Consider the following 17,299-nt stretch of genomic DNA (forward strand, 5'->3'; position numbering starts at 1 on the left):
AGCGATAGGCTCCTGCCTTCGCAGGGGCGACGGTGGTCATGACAACGTCGCCCCGACAACCTCAGCGCCTCACACCCCCGCCGTGATCGCCTTCAGATCGACGATCGGCCGCGCGCCGAAATGCTGGATCACCTCCGCCGCGCAGATCGCGCCGAGCGTCAGCGATGCCTCCAGCGACTTGCCGCGCGCCTGCCCGTGCAGGAAGCCGGCCGCGAACAGATCGCCGGCGCCCGTCGTGTCGACGACCTTGTCGATCGGCTGCGCGGGAACCGTGACGCGCTGATCGCCCGCCACCGCCATCGCGCCCTGTTCGGCCAGCGTCACGACGACCAGCGGCACCTTGCCCGACACCGCCGCGACCGCCGCGTCCACGGAGGACGTCTCGGTCAGGAACATGATCTCCGCCTCGTTGGCGAACAGCACGTCGATCAACCCGGCGTCGATCAGCTCCAGGAACGCCGCCCGGTGGCGGTCGATCACGAACTCCGCCGACAGCGTGAAAGCGACCTTGCGGCCCGCGTCCCGCGCGATATCGATCGCGGCGCGCATCGCGGCGCGCGGCTCTTCCGGATCCCAGAGATATCCTTCGAGGTACAGATAGCGTGCCTCGGCGATCAGCGTCGCGTCGAGCTGGTCGGAGGGCAGATAGTGCGACGCGCCCAGGAAGGTATTCATCGTCCGCTGCCCGTCGGGCGTCACGAAGATCAGGCAGCGCCCGGTTGTCGGCGCACCCGCGCGTGCCGGCGTGTCGAAGCGGATGCCCGCCGCGCGAATGTCGTGCGCGAAGACCTCGCCCAGTTGATCGTCGGCGACCTGCCCGATAAAGGCACAGGAACTACCCAGCGCCGCCATGCCCGCGATCGTGTTCGCCGCCGAACCGCCCGACACCTCCTGCCCCGGCCCCATCTTCGCATAAAGCGCGTCGGCCTCTTCCGGCGAGAAGACCAGCGCCATTGCCCCCTTGGTCATGCCGTTGTCGGCGATGAAGTCGTCGGCGGCGGGCGAGAGGATGTCGACGATGGCATTGCCGATCGCGACCACGTCATAACGAGGTTCGGTCAAGATTCTGGTATCCTGGCAGCGCGGGAAAGCGCCCGCCTAGAGCCCGCCCGCGACTTGTGCAATGGGCGCGCATGGCGCATCGCCGGGCGATGGTACGCGCGTTCCTCCTGTCGGTGCGGCAACTCGGCGATCCGCCGGTGCTGCGCGTGCTGGCCTTGTCGCTGGCGATCACGCTGGCGATATTCGTCGCGGCGGGCGCGGCGCTGTGGTGGGGGATCGACGCGGCGTTGTCCGACTGGGCGTGGCACGGGACACTGGCCGGAGTGGCGGCGACCGGCGCGACTGTGCTCGGTGCATGGCTGTTGTTCCGCGCGGTCGCCATCCTGATCGTCGGGCTGTTCGCCGATACGATCGTCGAGGCCGTCGAGCGACGCCATTATCCGGCGGCGCTGGCGAGCGCCCGGCCCGTCTCCTTCGCGCGCGGACTTCGGATGGGGCTGGCGTCGGCCGGGCGGTTCGTCGCGGTCAATCTGCTGATGACGCCAGTCTACATTGCGCTGCTCGTCACCGGCGTCGGCACGGCGGCGGCGTTCTTCGTCGTCAACGGCTGGCTGCTCGGGCGTGACCTTGGCGACATGGTCGCCGCGCGCCATCTGCCCCACGCGGCGATCCGAGACTGGCGCGCGGCGAGCGCCGGACGCCGTTTCGCGCTGGGACTTGCCGGGACCGGGCTGTTCGTGGTTCCGCTCGCGAACATCCTCGCCCCCGTGCTGGGGGCGGCGATGGCGACGCATCTTTTCCATGGAACCCGCCGATGAAGCCTCTCGCCCCGGTCGCCATCCTGATGCTGCTGACGGGTTGCGCCACGACCACCGCGAAACGCACCACCGTTCCGCGCGCGATCCCGGTTGCGCTGCCGACGCCGGGGCTGGAGGCCGTGATGGGCCAGAACGCCGCCGCGCTCACCAGAAGCTTCGGCCAGCCCGATGCCGATGTGCGCGAAGGGACCGCGCGCAAGCTGCAATTCGCCAGCGCGATCTGCATCCTCGACGCCTATCTCTATCCGGCGAAACCGAACGAGGAACCCCGCGTCACCTGGCTGGACGCGCGACAGCGCGACGGCAGCGCGATCGATCGTGCCAGTTGCGTGGCGGCGCTCAACCGCCGGGCCGGGGGACGGTAGCGCGACTCCCCGGCCCGCGCTAAGCAACGCAAAATGGAGGGGAACCGCGAGTGGCACCAGCGCAGTTGAGCGTCGTCTTCTTCATGCAGCTTTTTGCGATCGTCGCCGTCTCGCGCGGCGTGGGATGGCTGGCGAAGCGCTACCTCGGACAGCCGCAGGTCGTGGGGGAGATGATCGCGGGCGTCCTGCTCGGCCCCTCGCTGCTCGGGCTGCTCGCGCCGGAGTGGCAGGCCATGCTGTTCCCCAAGGAGACACGCGGCCTACTGTACGCGGTCGCGCAGCTCGGCGTCGGGCTCTACATGTTCATCGTCGGACTCGGCTTTCGCGCCGATCATTTTCGCAGCAACGCCCGCAGTGCCACCGCCGTCTCGCTGTCCGGCATGATCGCACCGTTCCTTGTCGCGGTGGCGATCACCCCCTGGCTGCTGTCGATCCCCGGCCTGTTCGGCCCGACCGTCACCCGGACGCAGGCGGCGCTGTTCACCGGCGCGTGCATCGCGATCACCGCTTTTCCGATGCTGGCGCGCATCATCCATGAGCGCGGCCTGTCGAATTCCCCGCTGGGCACGCTGTCGCTGTCGTCGGGGGCGATCGACGATGCGGGCGCGTGGACAGTGCTCGCGGTGGTGCTCGCCACCTTTGGCGACGGCCCGGTGGTGGCGGTGAAAGCCATCGGTGGCGCGATCCTGTTCGCTATCGTGGTGCTTGGCGTCGGGCCGAAGCTCCTTCGGTCGCTCGGCGTCCGTGCCCAGCGCACCGGGCGGATCGGCCAGAGCGACACCGGCATTGCCTTAATGCTGTTCCTGCTCGCCGCCTTCGTGATGGATGCGGTCGGCATGCATGCGGTGTTCGGGGGCTTCCTGCTGGGAGTCGCCATGCCGCGCGGCGTATTCGCCGAGGAGTTGAAGCGACAGCTGGAGCCTCTCACCGTCCTGCTCCTGCTGCCGTGCTTCTTCACCTTCTCGGGCCTCAATACGCAGCTCGGCATGGTCGCCGATCCGGCGCTGATCGGCGTCACGCTGGCCGTGCTGGTCGCCTCGGTGGCGGCAAAGGGCGGCGCCTGCTGGGCTGCCGCGCGGTTGACCGGTCAGGATAACGCCACCGCGCTGGGCGTCGGGGCGCTGATGAACGCGCGCGGGCTGATGGAACTCATCATCATCAACATCGGGCTCGCGCGCGGGATCATCGGGCCGGCGCTGTTCTCGATGCTGGTGCTGATGGCCATCGCGACCACGCTGATGGCCTCGCCGCTGTTCGAGCTGGTCTATGGTCGCACGGCGCGCGCTTCGGGCTCGCTGGGCGCGCTGACCGATGCCGATGAGACGCCGCTCGCAAAGCCGGAGCGCGCTTAACGGCGGCGCAGCGCCCGGCGTACCGGATAGAGGATCGCGGCGGGCGCCACCGACAAACCCAGTACCACCGCGACGGCGGCGATCGAGGCGCAGCTCAGCAGGCGGACCCAGCGCTCGCCATCCATCGGCGTGCCCGCGCGGACCAGCGCCAGCACGATCAGTATCGCGGCGCCGCTGCGCAACGCCCGTGCCGCGCCATCGCCGAGGACGCCCGCGTCACGCCGGAACTTGTGCGACGCCGCCGCCAGCAGCACGAACGCCGCCGCGCAGAACAGGACACCTTCAAACATGCAACGCCTCCCTCGCCCGCCGCGGTGCCTTCGTCACGCGCGGCCTGCCCGCCCGCCATGCCGCCACGGCCAGCACCAGCGCGGTCGTCAGCATCGACAGATCGAAACTCACAAACAACCAGTCGCCCGTCCGCACCGATGACCATAATCCGCGCGTCGTCGTCAGCGCGTTAACGACCGGGATGCCGGCGAACAGCAGCGCGCCGAGCGCGAACGACGCCCGCCATGCCTGCCGCGCCGGACGCGCCAACTGCAACAGCGCGACCGCACCCCAGGCGTAGAACATCGTCGCCACCTCGGCGTCCGCACGCCCCTCGGCACCGGCGGCAATCAGCCGGTTGGCAAGGAAATAGGCGGCGATCGCGATCGGCAGTCCGGCGATCGTCGCAATGTTCAGGCGCTCGACCAGCCGCAGTCCGAAGAACGGCGCGGCGTTCGGGCGGCGGCGCGCAGCCGTCCAGAGCAGCAACCCGGTGCCGACCATCGCGCATCCCGTCAGCCCCAGCAGGAACAGCACCCAGCGCAGCCCCGGTGCGGCGAACCGCGCCATGTGCAGCCCCAGCATCACGCCGACGGTCGACACACCCGGCCCCGCCTCGATCGGCTGCTGAAGGATCGCGCCGGTCGCGCCGGAATAGACGACGGTTCTGGCCCGCGCGCTGAGGCTGCTGTCGCTGCCGCTGCCGATCGCGACGGTTGCCGCCGCGTCGCCCGGATGGCGGATGATCATGCGGGATGCCGCCCCGCCCAGTCGTGCCTCCGCGTCGCGGACCAGCGGGGCGATCGCGACCAGTGGGGCAGGCCGCCCGCTCGCCGGCGTCTCCGCCGGCATGCTATAGGCTTCGCGCATGAACCGGGACGGATCCTTGTAGTTTACGGCAAGCGGATACGGCAGGTACATCAGCACCAGCGTCATCAGCCCGGTGTAGGTGATGACGGCATGGTACGGCAGCGCCAGCACCGCCGAGACATTGTGCGCGTCCAGCCAGCTGCGCTGCCCCTTGTTCCAGCGCAAGGTGAAGAAATCCGCGAAGATGCGCTTGTGCGTGACGACGCCGGAAATGATCGCGCCGAGCATGAACATCGCGCAGACGCCCGCCAGCCAGCGGCCCCATGGGTGCGGAAGCTGCAACTGGAAATGGAAGCGATACAGATGCTCACCGCCCAAAGTATCGCGGGCGTGCACCGGCGCGCCGGTCGCCGGATCCAGCACGATTTCGGGCGCACGCCTGCGGCGCTGCCCGGGCGCCGGCGTCGCGTCCGGTTTCGGAACGGCGAACACTTCCGTCACCACGTCGCGGTCATCGGGCAGCGTGATGAACCACTGCTCGTCCCCGGCATTGGTGCGCAGCAACTGGCCGACCGCGCTCTGCGCCGCCTGCGCGGGGGCGGTGCGGTTCGGCGGTAGCTCCGGCTGCATCCAGCGCGTGATCTCCGGCCGAAAATAGCTGGTGGTGCCGGTCACGAACATCGCGAACAGGATCCAGCCCGCCAGCAGACCCAACCAGCCATGGATCCACGCCATCGACTGCCGGAGCGAGCGCGTCACGGCCGCACGCCCAGCAACCAGATCGCGGCGCCAGCCACGATGGCGGTGCCCCACACCACGCCGACGACACGCGCCAGCCGCGGTTCGTGGAAGCACCAGAGCGACAGCAGGGCATAGAAGAGAAACGCGGGGATCACGCCCCAGACGGTCGCCTCGACCCGGGCGATCGGCAGCAACCGCGCGGACAAGGTGGCGACCGTTGCCATCGCGACATAGCCGCCCACCAACGCGGTCAGGCAACGCGCGAGCATCGCCCAGGCGGAACGCCGAATTTGCCACCTTCTCCGTGCCGGCATCAAAGGCTTGTCCGCCCGCTGCATCAGCATCCGTCGCTTTCCCCTTGCCTCACTCCGAGCGCCGTTATAGCAGCAACTGCGACTGACTATCAATAGTATTTGGGGATTTCGATGCATAATCCGCGCTGGGCCGCCCTGATGGCGGCGACGATGTTGTGTGGCATGACCACACCGGCCTGGGCAGCGGAAGACGAGCGTTCGATCGACGGGGTGGCGGGTGACGATGCGGGCGAGCGGGATCGCGACGAGGTGCTGGTCACCGGCGAGCGCGCGCGGCGCGGCGGCGCGATCGGCGCCAAGACCGACACGCCGCTGATCGCGCTGCCGCAGACGGTGGTGGTGATCGACGACGCAGAGCTTCGCCGCCGCAACGCGCTGTCGATCAACCAGGCGCTCGGCTATGTCGCGGGCGTCGCCCCGAACCAGCGCGGCAACGTCGCGACCCGCTACGATCAGTTGTACCTGCGCGGCTTCACCCCCGGCATCTTCGTCGACGGGATGCGCGCGCAGGGCGGCGTCTATGCCAACACGCAGTTGGACTTTCACCTGGTGGAGAGCGTCGACATCATCAAGGGACCGGCCTCCGTCCTGTACGGCAGCGGCACGCCCGGCGGGCTCGTCAACCTGGCCAGCAAGCTGCCCTATGCCGAGGCGGGCGGCCGAATCGAACTGGCCGGCGGCAATTTCGACCTGTTGCGCTCCTCGATCGACGTGAACCAGCCGCTCGACGGCGACGGCCGCTGGCGCTTCCGCGCGATCGCGGGCGCGGAACGCTCGGACGGCTTCCTGACGATGACCCGCAACCGGCGCTGGTATGCACGGCCGATGCTGACCTTCGCGCCGGACGACGCGACCAGTATCACACTGATCCTCAGCTATCAGCGCGATCCCGAATCGGCGTCGTACAGCGGCGTGCCGGTGTACGGCTCCGCCCTCCCCAATCCGTTCGGTCAGTTGCCCGTCGATCTCAACGTGTCGGAGCCCGCCTATGAGGCGTTCGATCGCGTCCAGAAGTCCGCGACGATCCTGTTCCGGCGCGAACTGAACGATACGCTGACGTGGACCAGCAACGCCCGCTACTTCGACGTCGACCTGCACTATCGTCAGATCTATCTCAGCGCGTTCCGCACGGTCGGCAGTGGTGCGGCGCGGAGCACCGACTTCTCGACGATCGTGCGGGGCGGCGGTGGTGCCGACGAACGTTTCCGCACGCTGACGCTCGATAACCGCATCGCCGCCGACTTCGCCACCGGGCCTCTACGCCATACACTGCTCGCCGGTATCGACTATGCCCATAACGAAGGGCGCAACGACCAGCAGTTCCTGACCGGTGAAACCACCAGCCCAGTCACGAACATCCCCAATTTCAACCTCTATACGCCCCGCTATGGTGGGACGATCCCCAGCTTCGCCCTGACGCAGACCCGCAGCTTCCGCCGGATCGACCAACTGGGTGCCTACGTGCAGGACCAGATCACGCTCGGCGGATTGCACCTGATCGCGAGCGGGCGGTGGGACTGGTACGACCAACTTACCCGCAACCGCACCACCGGCGCGGTGACCGAGTCGTCGCAGACCGCCTTCACCACCCGGCTGGGCGCCTTGTACGAGACGCGAGCCGGGTTGTCGCCCTTCGCCAGCTATTCGGAAAGCTTCGAGCCGCAGACCGGCGCCGGCTTCGACGGCACGCCCTTCGTGCCCGTCACGGGGCGGCAGTATGAGGCGGGGCTGAAGTTCCGGCCGCGCGGCACATCGGCGCTCTTTACGCTGTCGGCCTATGACCTGCGCCGGCAGAACGTGCCCGTGGCGGACCCGGTCAACGCCAACTTCTCGGTACAGGTCGGCGAGGTGAAGGTGCGCGGAATCGAACTGGATGGCCGCGGAGAGATAGCCCCAGGACTAAGCGTCACGGTGGCCGGGAGCTACACCGACGCGCAGGTCGTGCGCGGCAACCCGGCGGTCGGCAGCGGGCCGCAACTGTCTGGCGTCACCGGCACGAAACCGCTCGGCGTGCCCAGTTGGAGCGCGTCGAGCTTCGTCACCTGGGATCTGGAACATGTCGCGGCCGGCGCGGCCGGCGGCCTCTCGGTCGGCGGCGGGGTGCGCTACGTCGGCGAATCGGACGGCACCGCCACCTATGCAATGGGCACAGCGACCGTCGTCGAGCGATTCGCGGCGCCTGGATATGTCGTCGCCGACGCACTGATCGGTTATGATTTCGGCGCGCTGGATCCGCGCTGGGACGGGCTGAACCTGTCGGTGAACGCCGCAAACCTGTTCGACAAGCGGCACATCGCCAGCTGTTTTTTCAACAATAGCTGCTACTTCGGGGCATCGCGCACGATCGTCGGAACCCTACGCTATCGCTGGTAAGCCCCGCCCGCGCTGCATCACGGATGTCGTCGCAACTTCGTAACGAGGATGCTAGGCATTCGTTCCATGACCAGAATTTCGTCCCAGATTGCCGATGGCCCGATGCGTGTGGCGCTGGCACAATGCCGGCGCCATGTGCTGGCCGCGTTCGGGTTCAGCGCGCTCGTCAACATCCTCTATATCGCCCCGACCCTGTACATGTTGCAGGTGTACGACCGTGTCGTGCCGACCCATGGCCGACTGACATTGGTCTTCCTGACGCTGGTGCTGGTTTTCGCGCTGGTCACACTGTCGCTGCTGGACCGGGTGCGCACCCGCCTGCTGGTGCGCGCCGGGGTCGGAATGGACGCGACGCTGGCGCCACTGCTCCTCGACGCCACGCTGGGACGCCCCGACCTGCCGGTCGCCCGTCAGGCACTGCGCGAGTTCGATACGGTCCGCCAGACGCTGAGCGGCCCAGGCGTGCTGGCGCTGTTCGACGCGCCGTGGACGCCGATCTACGTCGCGGTCTGCTTCCTGGTGCATCCGTGGCTGGGCGTCGTGGCACTCGCGGGCGGGACGATCCTGCCGATCCTCGCATGGCGCAACGAAAAGGCGACGCGTGGCGCGATGGAACGCGCGCAGGTCGCGGCGACCGCCAGCTACGCCAGCCAGGAAGCGGTGCTGGGTGGTGCCGAGGCGGTCCGCGCGCTGGGAATGCGCCGCGCAATGGTCACGCGCCAGCTTCGCCACCGCGAGACGATGCTGTCGCTGCAGACCGCGGCGGGCTTCACTGGCGGCAATTACCTGACCGCCACCAAGTTCGTCCGTCTCGCGCTGCAGAGTTTCGCACTCGGGCTGGGCGCGCTGTTGGCCATCAATAATCAAATCTCGGGCGGTGCCATCTTCGCCGCCTCCTTCCTGATCGCGCGCGCGCTCGCGCCGATCGAGCTGCTGATCGGCAGCTGGAAGGGGATCGCGCAGGCGCACGGCAGCTACAAGCGGCTCGACAAGTTGCTGGCTGACGCACAGTCCGCCGGTCCGGTGACGCAGCTGCCCGCACCGAAGGGCGCGATCACGCTGGAGCATGTGACGATCCTCAACGACCAGCGTGACGGCGCGATCGTCAATGACGCGCACCTGTCGATCCTGCCTGGCGAGGTCGTTGCGATCGTCGGTCCCAGCGGCGCGGGCAAGTCGACGCTGGCGCGCGTCATTGCCGGAGCAATCCGCCCGGATCGCGGGCGCGTTCGCGTCGATGGCGCCGACGCGACCGACTGGGATCCCGAACGGCTGGCCGTGCATATCGGCTATCTGCCGCAGGATCCGACTTTGTTCGCGGGCACCGTGAAGGAGAATATCGCGCGCTTCCGGACCGAACTGGGCGAGGATGCAGCCGAGTTGGACGCGGCGGCGATCGTCGCGGCGGAGCGCGCACGGGCGCGCGAGCTGATCCAGCGGCTGCCGGGCGGTTTCGATCACGCGCTGAAGCCCGGCGGGCGCGGGCTGTCGGCGGGTCAGGCGCAGCGCGTCGCCCTGGCACGCGCGATGTTCGGCGACCCGGCGGTGCTGGTACTCGACGAACCGAACGCGCACCTCGATGCCGAGGGCGACAGCGCGCTGCTCGCCGCGATCGACCATTACAAGCAGGCTGGGCACACCATCCTGGTGGTCAGCCACAAGCTAGGCATCCTGCCGGTGGTCGACAAATTGCTGGTGATGCGCGGTGGCCGTGTGGAGATGTTCGGCCCACGTGACGAGGTGCTGCCGCAGATCGCGCCGCGCCGTCCGCGTCCGGTGCCCGACACGCCCGGCACCGTCACGATCCCCGCCCCCAGCGCGAGCGCCTGAGCCATGGCCACCCTGCCCTTTTCCGAGTCCGCTCCGACGATCGACGCGGTGCATCAGCCGGCCGATCCGGGGCGCGACATTCGCAACGGCGCGATCGTCGCCGCACTGTTCTTCATCGTCTTCCTCGGCTGGGCGGCGTTCGCGCGGCTCGACGCGGCGGCGTACGCCGAAGGGGTGCTGGCTGTCTCCGGGCAGCGCCAGTCGGTGCAGCATCGCGACGGCGGCGTGGTCGAGAAGATCTTCGTCCGCGACGGTCAGCGCGTGCAGCAGGGGCAGATGCTGATCCGCCTCGCCTCGCCCGAAGTTCTCGCCACCGAACGCGCGCTGTCGTCGCAGGTGATCCGGCTGCTCGCGCAGCGTGCGCGTCTTCAGGCCGAGCAACTCGGGCAGGGCCGTGTCGCGACGCCGCGTGAGTTCGCGTCGCTGACCGGCGAGGATCGCGCCGAGGCGCAGCTCGCGATGCGGCTGCAACAGACGGAATTGTCGGCACGCACCGCCACGCTCTCCGCCCAACGCGATGCGCTGGCCCAGCGCGGTGCGCAATCGAACGAACAGGGTCGCGGCTTCGGCGAGCAGGTCACCTCCGCGCAGGAGCAGCTCAAGCTGTTGAACGCCCAGATCGACGCCCTCCGTCCGCTGGCCGCGAAAGGCTTCGTATCGCAGACCCGGCTGCGTGAGCTGGAGCGGATGCGGGCCGAGTTGCAGGGGCAGCGCGGACAGTTCGCCGCCAGCGTCGCGCAGACCCGCGAGGCCGCGCGTGAGAGCCAGATCCAGCGCCTGGAAGCGGAACGCACCTTTTCCGAGCGCACCGCCGCCGACCTGCGCGACGTCGAGGTGCGGCTGGGCGAGATGCAGCCGAAGCTCGCCGCCGCGCGCGAGCAGCTGGCCCGCACCGAAATCCGCGCGCCCGCAACCGGTGCAGTCGTCGGCCTCACCGTCTTCACGCCCGGCGGCGTCATCCAGCCGGGCCAGAAGCTGATGGACATCGTGCCGGAACAGGCGCCGCTGCGCATCCAGGCGCGCATCTCGCCCGACGATGCCGACGACCTGAAGGTCGGGCAGCCGACCCGCGTCAAATTCCCCAGCCTGCACGAACGCGACATTCCCGACCTGCACGGTACGCTGACCCGCCTGTCGGCGGACAGCTTCACCGACGAGAAAAGCGGGATCAGCTACTTCACGGGCGAAGTGACCGTGCCGCCGGCGGAGTTGAAGGTGCTGTCGAAGTTCCGTGGAGCGTCGTTCCAGCTTCGTCCCGGCATGCCGGCACAAGTGCTGATTCCGCTGCGTAAACGAACCGCGCTGGATTATGCGCTGGAACCGCTGGTCGGCAGCTTCTGGGCGTCGTTCCGGGAACATTGATCGCGCGATGCGGCGGACAGCACGCGATGTTGTCCGCCGCAACCACCCGCCATATTGCAAATGCTCCCAGGACGATCGCCGAAAGCGCGCTTGACCACCTGAGATGCTCCGCCGCCCCTGCTCATGCGGACACGCAAAGCGCGCAAAACGGAGCTGACCGCTCCCGCCGCGACCGACACATGACGATCGCGCACGTGGTCGACCGAACGGCGACGATTGGCGCGCCTGCGGTCGCCCGCTACTGATGCCGCAAAGAGGGGCAAGCGCGTGGCATCAACCGGATTCGCCGTCATCGCCGATGGCCTGGTAAAACGATACGGGGATCGGCGCGTCGTCGACGGGGTCGATCTGGCGGTGCCGGCGGGCGCGATCTACGGCGTGCTCGGGCCGAATGGCGCGGGCAAGACCACCACGCTGCGCATGATGCTCGGCATCATTGAACCGGATGCCGGGGCGCGGATCCTGCTCGACACCGCTCATCCGCGAGATGCCGGCGACCGCGTCGGCTACCTTCCCGAAGAACGTGGCCTGTATCCGTCGATGACGGCGCGCGAAGCGGTGGCCTTCATGGCGGCGTTGCGCGGACTCGACTGGCAAACAGGACGCGCGCGCGCCGCCGACCTGCTGGAGGCGGCGGGCCTGGGCCATGCGATCGACGCGAAGATCCGCAAGCTCTCCAAGGGCATGGCGCAGCTTGTGCAATTGCTGGGTGCGGTCGTGCACCGCCCGGAGCTGCTGGTGCTCGACGAACCGTTTTCGGGGCTCGATCCGGTCAATCAGGAACGGTTGGAGGCGCTGATACTCGCCGAGCGCGATCGCGGCGCGACGATCCTGTTTTCCACCCATGTCATGCAGCATGCGCAGCGGCTCTGCGACCGGCTGGCGATCATCGCGGGGGGCCGCCGCCGCTTCGAAGGCACGGTGGACGAAGCGCGCGCGCTGTTGCCGCAACAGGTGCACTACGTGCCCGTGCGCGCCGATGACACCTTGCCGGATATGCTGCCCGCCGGGGCGCGGCGGCATGGCGAGGAATGGCGCTTCGTACTGCCGACCGATGGCGTGGAGGGGCTGTTGAAGCGCCTGATCGACGCCGGTTACGGAATCGCCGGCCTGTCGATCGAGCGACCGGGACTGCACGACGCCTTCGTGCGGATCGTCGGGCGGGATGCCGTGGCGCCGGGTCCGGACACCACCGCATGACCCGGGCGCGTCGCTACCTTCGCCAGACGCTGACGATCGCACGCCGCGATTTTACCGCGACCGTGTTCACGCCGATCTTCCTGCTGTTCCTGTTCGCGCCGCTGATCATGGCCTCGTTCGGCGCCATCGGCGGACTCGGCGCCGCAAACGCGTCGCAGGGGTCTGCGGACAAGGCGCGGCTGGTCCTGCTGCTGGCCCCTGCCGAGCAGCGAATGGTCGGTACCGCCGACACCCGGTTGCGCGCACTGTTCACCGGTGACCGGCAGCCCCCCGCGATCGACGCCCGTGCGGCGGCGGGCGACCCGCACCAGCAGGCCCGCGCCGCGTTCGACGACGCACGAGTCGATGTCGCGGCGGTGCTGTATGGCACGCTCGACCAGCCGACGATCCTGTATGCGGCCGGGAACCGTGACGATGCCCGCTATCTGGCAGTCGTCGCGCGGCAGGCGGTGCTGACCGTGCGCGCCGGCACCGCCCCGTTGCCCGAGCCGCGCATCGAGCGGATCGTCAACGGCGCACCCTCGCTGGGCGGCCGCACGGCTTCGTCCTTCTTCGCGGTGTTCGGGATCTTCTTTCTGACCTTGTTCCTGTCCGGGCAGGTCGTCGGCACGATGGCCGAAGAGCGTAACAACAAGGTGATCGAGGTGCTGGCCGCCGCCGTGCCGCTGGAAAGCGTCTTCCTGGGCAAGTTGCTGGGAATGTACGGGGTCGCGCTGCTGTTCGTCGCCTTCTGGGCGACGGTGCTCAGCCAGATCGGCATGCTGTTGCCCGCGGACATCGCGGGCGGGCTGCGGCAATTGCATCCGGCGATCGGCATGGGCGGGTTCGCTTTGCTGTTCGGTGCCTATTTCACCACCGCCTATCTCCTGCTGGGATCGGTGTTCCTCGGCGTCGGTGCGCAGGCATCGACGATGCGTGAGGTTCAGATGCTGTCGCTGCCGATCACGATCATCCAGGTCGCGATGTTCGCGCTTGCCTCCGCCGCCGTCTCGCATCCCGACAGCGCCATCGCCACCGCCGCGGCGCTGTTTCCCCTCTCCTCCCCCTTCGCGATGGCCGGGCGCGCGGCCGCGTCGGGCGGTTGGTGGCCGCACCTCGCCGCGTTGGCGTGGCAGTTGATGTGGGTGGCGATCTTCATCACCACCGGGGCGCGGCTGTTCCGGCGCGGCGTCCTGCAATCGGGCAGCGCGAAGCCCGCTTGGCGGCGGCTGCTCATCCGCGGCTGACGCGGCCGGTCAGGTCATCGGTGCTGTCGCTTTTTTGCAACGCCGCGGCAAAGTGTTGCAGCGCATGAAAGAACGACTCGGAACTGTCATGCAACCGACATAATGTCCCGCCATCGGCGCCCTGACGACGAAGCCGTCGCGGGTCGCGCTTCGGCCAAAGGGGACAATTTTTCGATGCGAAACAACCTGTTCGTGGGTGTGGCTGCGGTCGCGCTCATCATGCCGGTCGCTGCGGCGGCGCAGGAGACGACCTCGGCGATCCGCGGCAGCGTGACCGCCAACGGCGCGCCGGTCGCCGGGGCGAGCGTGACGATCCTCAATGTGCCGACAGGTGGAACCTCGACGGTGACGACCGATGCTGGCGGCAGTTTCAATGCCACGGGTCTGCGCGTTGGCGGCCCTTACACGGTGACCGTCACGGCGCCGGGCTACGCCTCGACGCAGGTCACCGACATCGAAACGGTCGTCGCGCAGAGCTTTGAGCTGCCGATCGAGCTCACCGCCGAGACCGCTGGCGGCGGCGATATCGTCGTCACGGCGTCGCGCCTGCCGAACGCCCGCAACCTGAGCCAGGGTCCGGCCAACGTCCTGTCCGCCGCGCAGATCGCCAGCGTTGCATCGGTCAACCGCGACGTCCGCGATCTGATGCGCCGCGATCCGTTCGCGCGCCTCGACTATTCGGAAGGCAGCGGCCGCGCGGTCAGCTTCGCGGGCCAGAACGCGCGCTACAACCGCTTCTCGATCGACGGCGTGCCTGTCACCGACAATTTCGGCCTGAACCCGGACGGTCTGCCGACCCGCCGCTCGCCGGTCCCGTTCGACGCGATCGGCCAGTTCCAGACCAAGGTCGCGCCTTATGACGTCCGCGAAGGCAACTTTCAGGGCGGCGCGATCAATGCGATCCTGAAGTCGGGCACCAACGAGTTCCACGGCACCGGCTTCTACGCCTATTCGAGCGACGAACTGACCGGCAAGCGTACGAAGGCGGGCCCGGGCGTTCCGACTGGTCGCGTGACCATCCCGAACTTCAAGTATGAGAATTACGGTGCCGAGCTGTCCGGCCCGATCATCAAGGACAAGCTGTTCTTCATGGTCGCGGGCGAGCGCGTCCGCGCCGGCACGCCAATCGTGGAAGGCACGCCTGGCAACAATGCCGGCACCGTGATCCCGAACATCACCGACGCCGCGGTCCAGCAGATCCAGCAGATCGCCCAGAGCCGCTACGGCTACAACACCGGCGGCATCCTGAACAATTCGGACGATCGCGACGATCGTTTGGTGGCAAAGCTGGACGCGAACCTCTCCGACACGCAGCGCGCGTCGGTGACGTACATGTACACGAAGGACCAGATCCGCTTCAATCAGAACACCCAAGTGGGCCCGGCGAGCAGCACCGGCAACGCCCCGGGTCTGGGCCTCGAGTCGAACGGCTATGTCGGCTCCAACCGGCTGCATGCAGGCGTCGTCCAGTTGAACTCGGACTGGTCCGATGAATTCTCGACGGAAGTCCGCGGCTTCTACAAGGACTACAAGCGCGGTCAGGATCCGATCCTGGGTCGAGGCTTTGCGCAATTCCAGGTCTGCACCGCGGCGCAGTCGGATCGCGGCAGCTTCGGCACCGGCGGCAGCACCGCGACGGGGATCGATCTCTCGACCAACTGCGCGAACGGCTCGGGTGTCGTCTCGTTCGGTCCCGACATTTCGCGCCAGTCGAACGAACTGACCAGCCGCACATGGGGTGGCACGGTGCAGGCCCGCCTGACCCGTGACGACCACGATCTGCGCATCTTCGGCGAAATGTCGGATACGAAGATCGTCAACCTGTTCGTTCAGCGCACGGCTGGCGACTATTATTTCGACTCGATCGCCGATTTCCAGGCAGGCAATGCCCAGCGTCTGCGGTATCAGAACGCCATTCCGTCGCTGAATCCGATCGATGCCGCCGCGCGGTTCCAGTATCAGTCCTATGCCTTCGGCATCCAGGACAATTGGCGGATCAGCGATCTGCTGACGCTGTCCTACGGCATGCGCTATGACATGTACGGCGGTCACGGTCGTCCGGCGCTGAACCAGAACTTCGTAAACCGCTACGGCTTCACCAACCAGGAGTACATCTCGGGCAAGGGTGTTTTCCAGCCGCGTGTCGGGTTCGACTTCAAGGCGACACCGCAGCTCACCTTCCGCGGCGGCATCGGCATCTTCTCGGGTGGTTCGCCGGACGTCTATATTTCGAACAGCTATTCGAATACAGGCTTCCTGACGAACAGCATCGATGTCACGCAGGCCAACAACGGCAGCTATTCGGTCGGCACCGGCGGCCAGATCCTGACCAACGTCAATGGCACGACGATCCCGACTGCGGCCAATGATCTGGTGAAGAATGCGACGACCGCGACCGGTGCTCCCACCAATGCGCTGGCGCGTGACTTCCGCCTTCCCTCGCAGTGGCGCGGTACGCTGTCGGCCGATTACGACAGCGATTTCGGCGGCTTCCTGGGCGGCGGCTGGCATCTGGGTGCCGACTTCTTGTGGTCGGAAGTCCGCGATCAGGTCTATTTCGCCGACTATCGCGTCACGCCGACCGCTCTGAAGACACCCGATGGGCGCGTCCGGTACCAGTCGGTAACGACCTTCGGTGACCGGTTCCAGGACATCGTGTTGACCAACACGTCGCAGGGCCGCGCCTATATCGGCGTAGCGCGTTTCGACAAGTCGTTCGACAACTGGCTGAACATTTCGGCCAGCTACACCTACCAAGACGTCAAGGATAAGACGCCCGCGACCTCGTCGACCGCCGGTTCCAACTATGGCAATGGTGCGTTCTTCGACGGCAGCGGTACGACCTACGGCGTGTCGAACGATCAGGTCCGTCACTTCATCAAGTACGGCGCCACCTTCGATCACGCGTTCTTCGGCGACTACAAGACCAACGTCGCCATCTTCGGCGAAACCCGCATCGGCAAGCCGTACAGCTACACGATGCAGGATACCTCGTCGAACCGCAGCCCGATCTTCGGCAACGTCGGGACGCAGTCGCGCTACCTGCTGTATGTGCCGACGTCGACCACCGACGCGCTCGTCAGCTATGGCGACACGGTCGTGAACGGCGTGGTCACGCAGACCGCGGCGCAGACGGCGCAGAACCTGGACGCGCTCATCAATTCGTCGGGCCTGTCCAAGTTCCGCGGAAAGATCGCCCCGCGCAACGCCTTCAATTCGCCGTGGTTCACGAAGGTCGATCTGCACGTTTCGCAGGAAATCCCCACCGGACTGGGCGGCAGCCGCATCACGCTGTTCGCGGACGTCGAGAACGTCGGCAACCTGATCAACAAGAACTGGGGCCAGATCCGCGAATACGCCTTCCCTTATACCACGGCGGCGATCCGTGTTCAGTGTCTGCAGGCGCCCGTTGCAACCGGTACGGCCCCAACCAGCGCGCAGACGACGCAGAACACGGGTCAGGCCTGCGCCCAGTATCGCTACACGGCACCGTCGGTGGCACCTGGTCAGCAGAACGTGATCTCGTCGCGTCAGTCGCTCTACTCGGTTCGCGTCGGCGCCCGCTTCACCTTCTGATCCGCGCCACCTGACCGATCACGGGCCGCCTTCCCCAACGGGACGGCGGCCCTTCTTTTT

Annotated in this window: 13 protein-coding genes; 9 read left to right on the forward strand and 4 right to left on the reverse strand. The window is 67.6% G+C overall.

Going from position 1 to position 17,299, the window contains the following annotated elements:
* Nucleotides 1–69: 69 nt before the first annotated feature.
* Nucleotides 70–1,062 carry an adenosine kinase gene (locus NS334_RS01580; RefSeq protein WP_058754229.1) on the reverse strand — a complete coding sequence of 331 codons (993 nt, stop codon included), beginning with the start codon at nucleotides 1,060–1,062 and terminating at the stop codon, nucleotides 70–72.
* 89 nt (nucleotides 1,063–1,151) lie between these two features.
* Between NS334_RS01580 and NS334_RS01585 the strand changes: the two genes are divergently transcribed.
* The 3 genes from NS334_RS01585 (at nucleotide 1,152) to NS334_RS01595 (ending at nucleotide 3,537) form a co-directional block, all read left to right on the forward strand.
* Entirely contained in the window at nucleotides 1,152–1,820 is a 669-nt protein-coding gene (locus NS334_RS01585) for an EI24 domain-containing protein (RefSeq protein WP_058754230.1), read from the forward strand.
* The gene (locus tag NS334_RS01590; RefSeq protein ID WP_058754231.1) at nucleotides 1,817–2,185 is read left to right on the forward strand and encodes a hypothetical protein; all 369 of its coding nucleotides are present in this window, start codon (nucleotides 1,817–1,819) and stop codon (nucleotides 2,183–2,185) included. Before NS334_RS01585 ends, NS334_RS01590 begins: the two co-directional genes overlap by 4 nt.
* Nucleotides 2,186–2,250: 65 nt before the next feature.
* Entirely contained in the window at nucleotides 2,251–3,537 is a 1,287-nt protein-coding gene (locus NS334_RS01595; RefSeq protein ID WP_428835027.1) for a cation:proton antiporter, read from the forward strand.
* Here the strand turns inward: NS334_RS01595 and NS334_RS01600 are convergent.
* From NS334_RS01600 to NS334_RS01610, 3 genes are read right to left on the reverse strand one after another with little or no spacing between them, the layout of a single operon-like run.
* Entirely contained in the window at nucleotides 3,534–3,827 is a 294-nt protein-coding gene (locus NS334_RS01600) for a hypothetical protein (RefSeq protein ID WP_058754232.1), read from the reverse strand. The genes NS334_RS01595 and NS334_RS01600 overlap by 4 nt on opposite strands.
* Nucleotides 3,820–5,376, reverse strand: a complete 1,557-nt coding sequence (locus NS334_RS01605; RefSeq protein ID WP_241491772.1) for a PepSY-associated TM helix domain-containing protein — start codon at nucleotides 5,374–5,376, stop codon at nucleotides 3,820–3,822. The genes NS334_RS01600 and NS334_RS01605 overlap by 8 nt, the downstream gene beginning before the upstream one ends.
* On the reverse strand, nucleotides 5,373–5,627 hold the full coding sequence (locus tag NS334_RS01610; protein ID WP_058754233.1) for a hypothetical protein: 255 nt from the start codon (nucleotides 5,625–5,627) through the stop codon (nucleotides 5,373–5,375). Before NS334_RS01610 ends, NS334_RS01605 begins: the two co-directional genes overlap by 4 nt.
* A gap of 207 nt (nucleotides 5,628–5,834) precedes the next feature.
* On the opposite strand from NS334_RS01610, the gene NS334_RS01615 reads away from it, so the two are divergent.
* From NS334_RS01615 to NS334_RS01640, 6 genes are all read left to right on the forward strand, one after another.
* Nucleotides 5,835–8,045 carry a TonB-dependent siderophore receptor gene (locus NS334_RS01615; protein ID WP_193752967.1) on the forward strand — a complete coding sequence of 737 codons (2,211 nt, stop codon included), beginning with the start codon at nucleotides 5,835–5,837 and terminating at the stop codon, nucleotides 8,043–8,045.
* Nucleotides 8,046–8,111: 66 nt separating this feature from the next.
* On the forward strand, nucleotides 8,112–9,875 hold the full coding sequence (locus NS334_RS01620; RefSeq protein ID WP_241491773.1) for a type I secretion system permease/ATPase: 1,764 nt from the start codon (nucleotides 8,112–8,114) through the stop codon (nucleotides 9,873–9,875).
* A gap of 3 nt (nucleotides 9,876–9,878) precedes the next feature.
* The gene (locus NS334_RS01625; protein WP_058754236.1) at nucleotides 9,879–11,237 is read left to right on the forward strand and encodes an HlyD family type I secretion periplasmic adaptor subunit; all 1,359 of its coding nucleotides are present in this window, start codon (nucleotides 9,879–9,881) and stop codon (nucleotides 11,235–11,237) included.
* A gap of 267 nt (nucleotides 11,238–11,504) precedes the next feature.
* Entirely contained in the window at nucleotides 11,505–12,437 is a 933-nt protein-coding gene (locus NS334_RS01630; RefSeq protein WP_058754237.1) for an ABC transporter ATP-binding protein, read from the forward strand.
* On the forward strand, nucleotides 12,434–13,663 hold the full coding sequence (locus NS334_RS01635) for an ABC transporter permease (protein ID WP_058754238.1): 1,230 nt from the start codon (nucleotides 12,434–12,436) through the stop codon (nucleotides 13,661–13,663). Before NS334_RS01630 ends, NS334_RS01635 begins: the two co-directional genes overlap by 4 nt.
* Before the next feature lie 174 nt (nucleotides 13,664–13,837).
* The gene (locus NS334_RS01640) at nucleotides 13,838–17,239 is read left to right on the forward strand and encodes a TonB-dependent receptor (protein ID WP_058754239.1); all 3,402 of its coding nucleotides are present in this window, start codon (nucleotides 13,838–13,840) and stop codon (nucleotides 17,237–17,239) included.
* The last annotated feature ends 60 nt before the right edge of the window (nucleotides 17,240–17,299 follow it).

It is taken from the genome of Sphingomonas endophytica, assembly GCF_001476895.1.
Classification (GTDB): Bacteria; Pseudomonadota; Alphaproteobacteria; order Sphingomonadales; family Sphingomonadaceae; genus Sphingomonas; species Sphingomonas endophytica_A.

Excerpts from the sequence above, each read along its gene's own strand:
- NS334_RS01585 (WP_058754230.1), top strand. The coding sequence starts at position 1,152 with ATGGTACGCGCGTTCCTCCTGTCGGTGCGGCAACTCGGCGATCCGCCG.
- NS334_RS01590 (WP_058754231.1), top strand. The coding sequence starts at position 1,817 with ATGAAGCCTCTCGCCCCGGTCGCCATCCTGATGCTGCTGACGGGTTGC.
- NS334_RS01600 (WP_058754232.1), bottom strand. The coding sequence starts at position 3,827 with ATGTTTGAAGGTGTCCTGTTCTGCGCGGCGGCGTTCGTGCTGCTGGCG.
- NS334_RS01610 (WP_058754233.1), bottom strand. The coding sequence starts at position 5,627 with ATGCTCGCGCGTTGCCTGACCGCGTTGGTGGGCGGCTATGTCGCGATG.
- NS334_RS01615 (WP_193752967.1), top strand. The coding sequence starts at position 5,835 with ATGACCACACCGGCCTGGGCAGCGGAAGACGAGCGTTCGATCGACGGG.
- NS334_RS01620 (WP_241491773.1), top strand. The coding sequence starts at position 8,112 with ATGACCAGAATTTCGTCCCAGATTGCCGATGGCCCGATGCGTGTGGCG.
- NS334_RS01625 (WP_058754236.1), top strand. The coding sequence starts at position 9,879 with ATGGCCACCCTGCCCTTTTCCGAGTCCGCTCCGACGATCGACGCGGTG.
- NS334_RS01635 (WP_058754238.1), top strand. The coding sequence starts at position 12,434 with ATGACCCGGGCGCGTCGCTACCTTCGCCAGACGCTGACGATCGCACGC.
- NS334_RS01640 (WP_058754239.1), top strand. The coding sequence starts at position 13,838 with ATGCGAAACAACCTGTTCGTGGGTGTGGCTGCGGTCGCGCTCATCATG.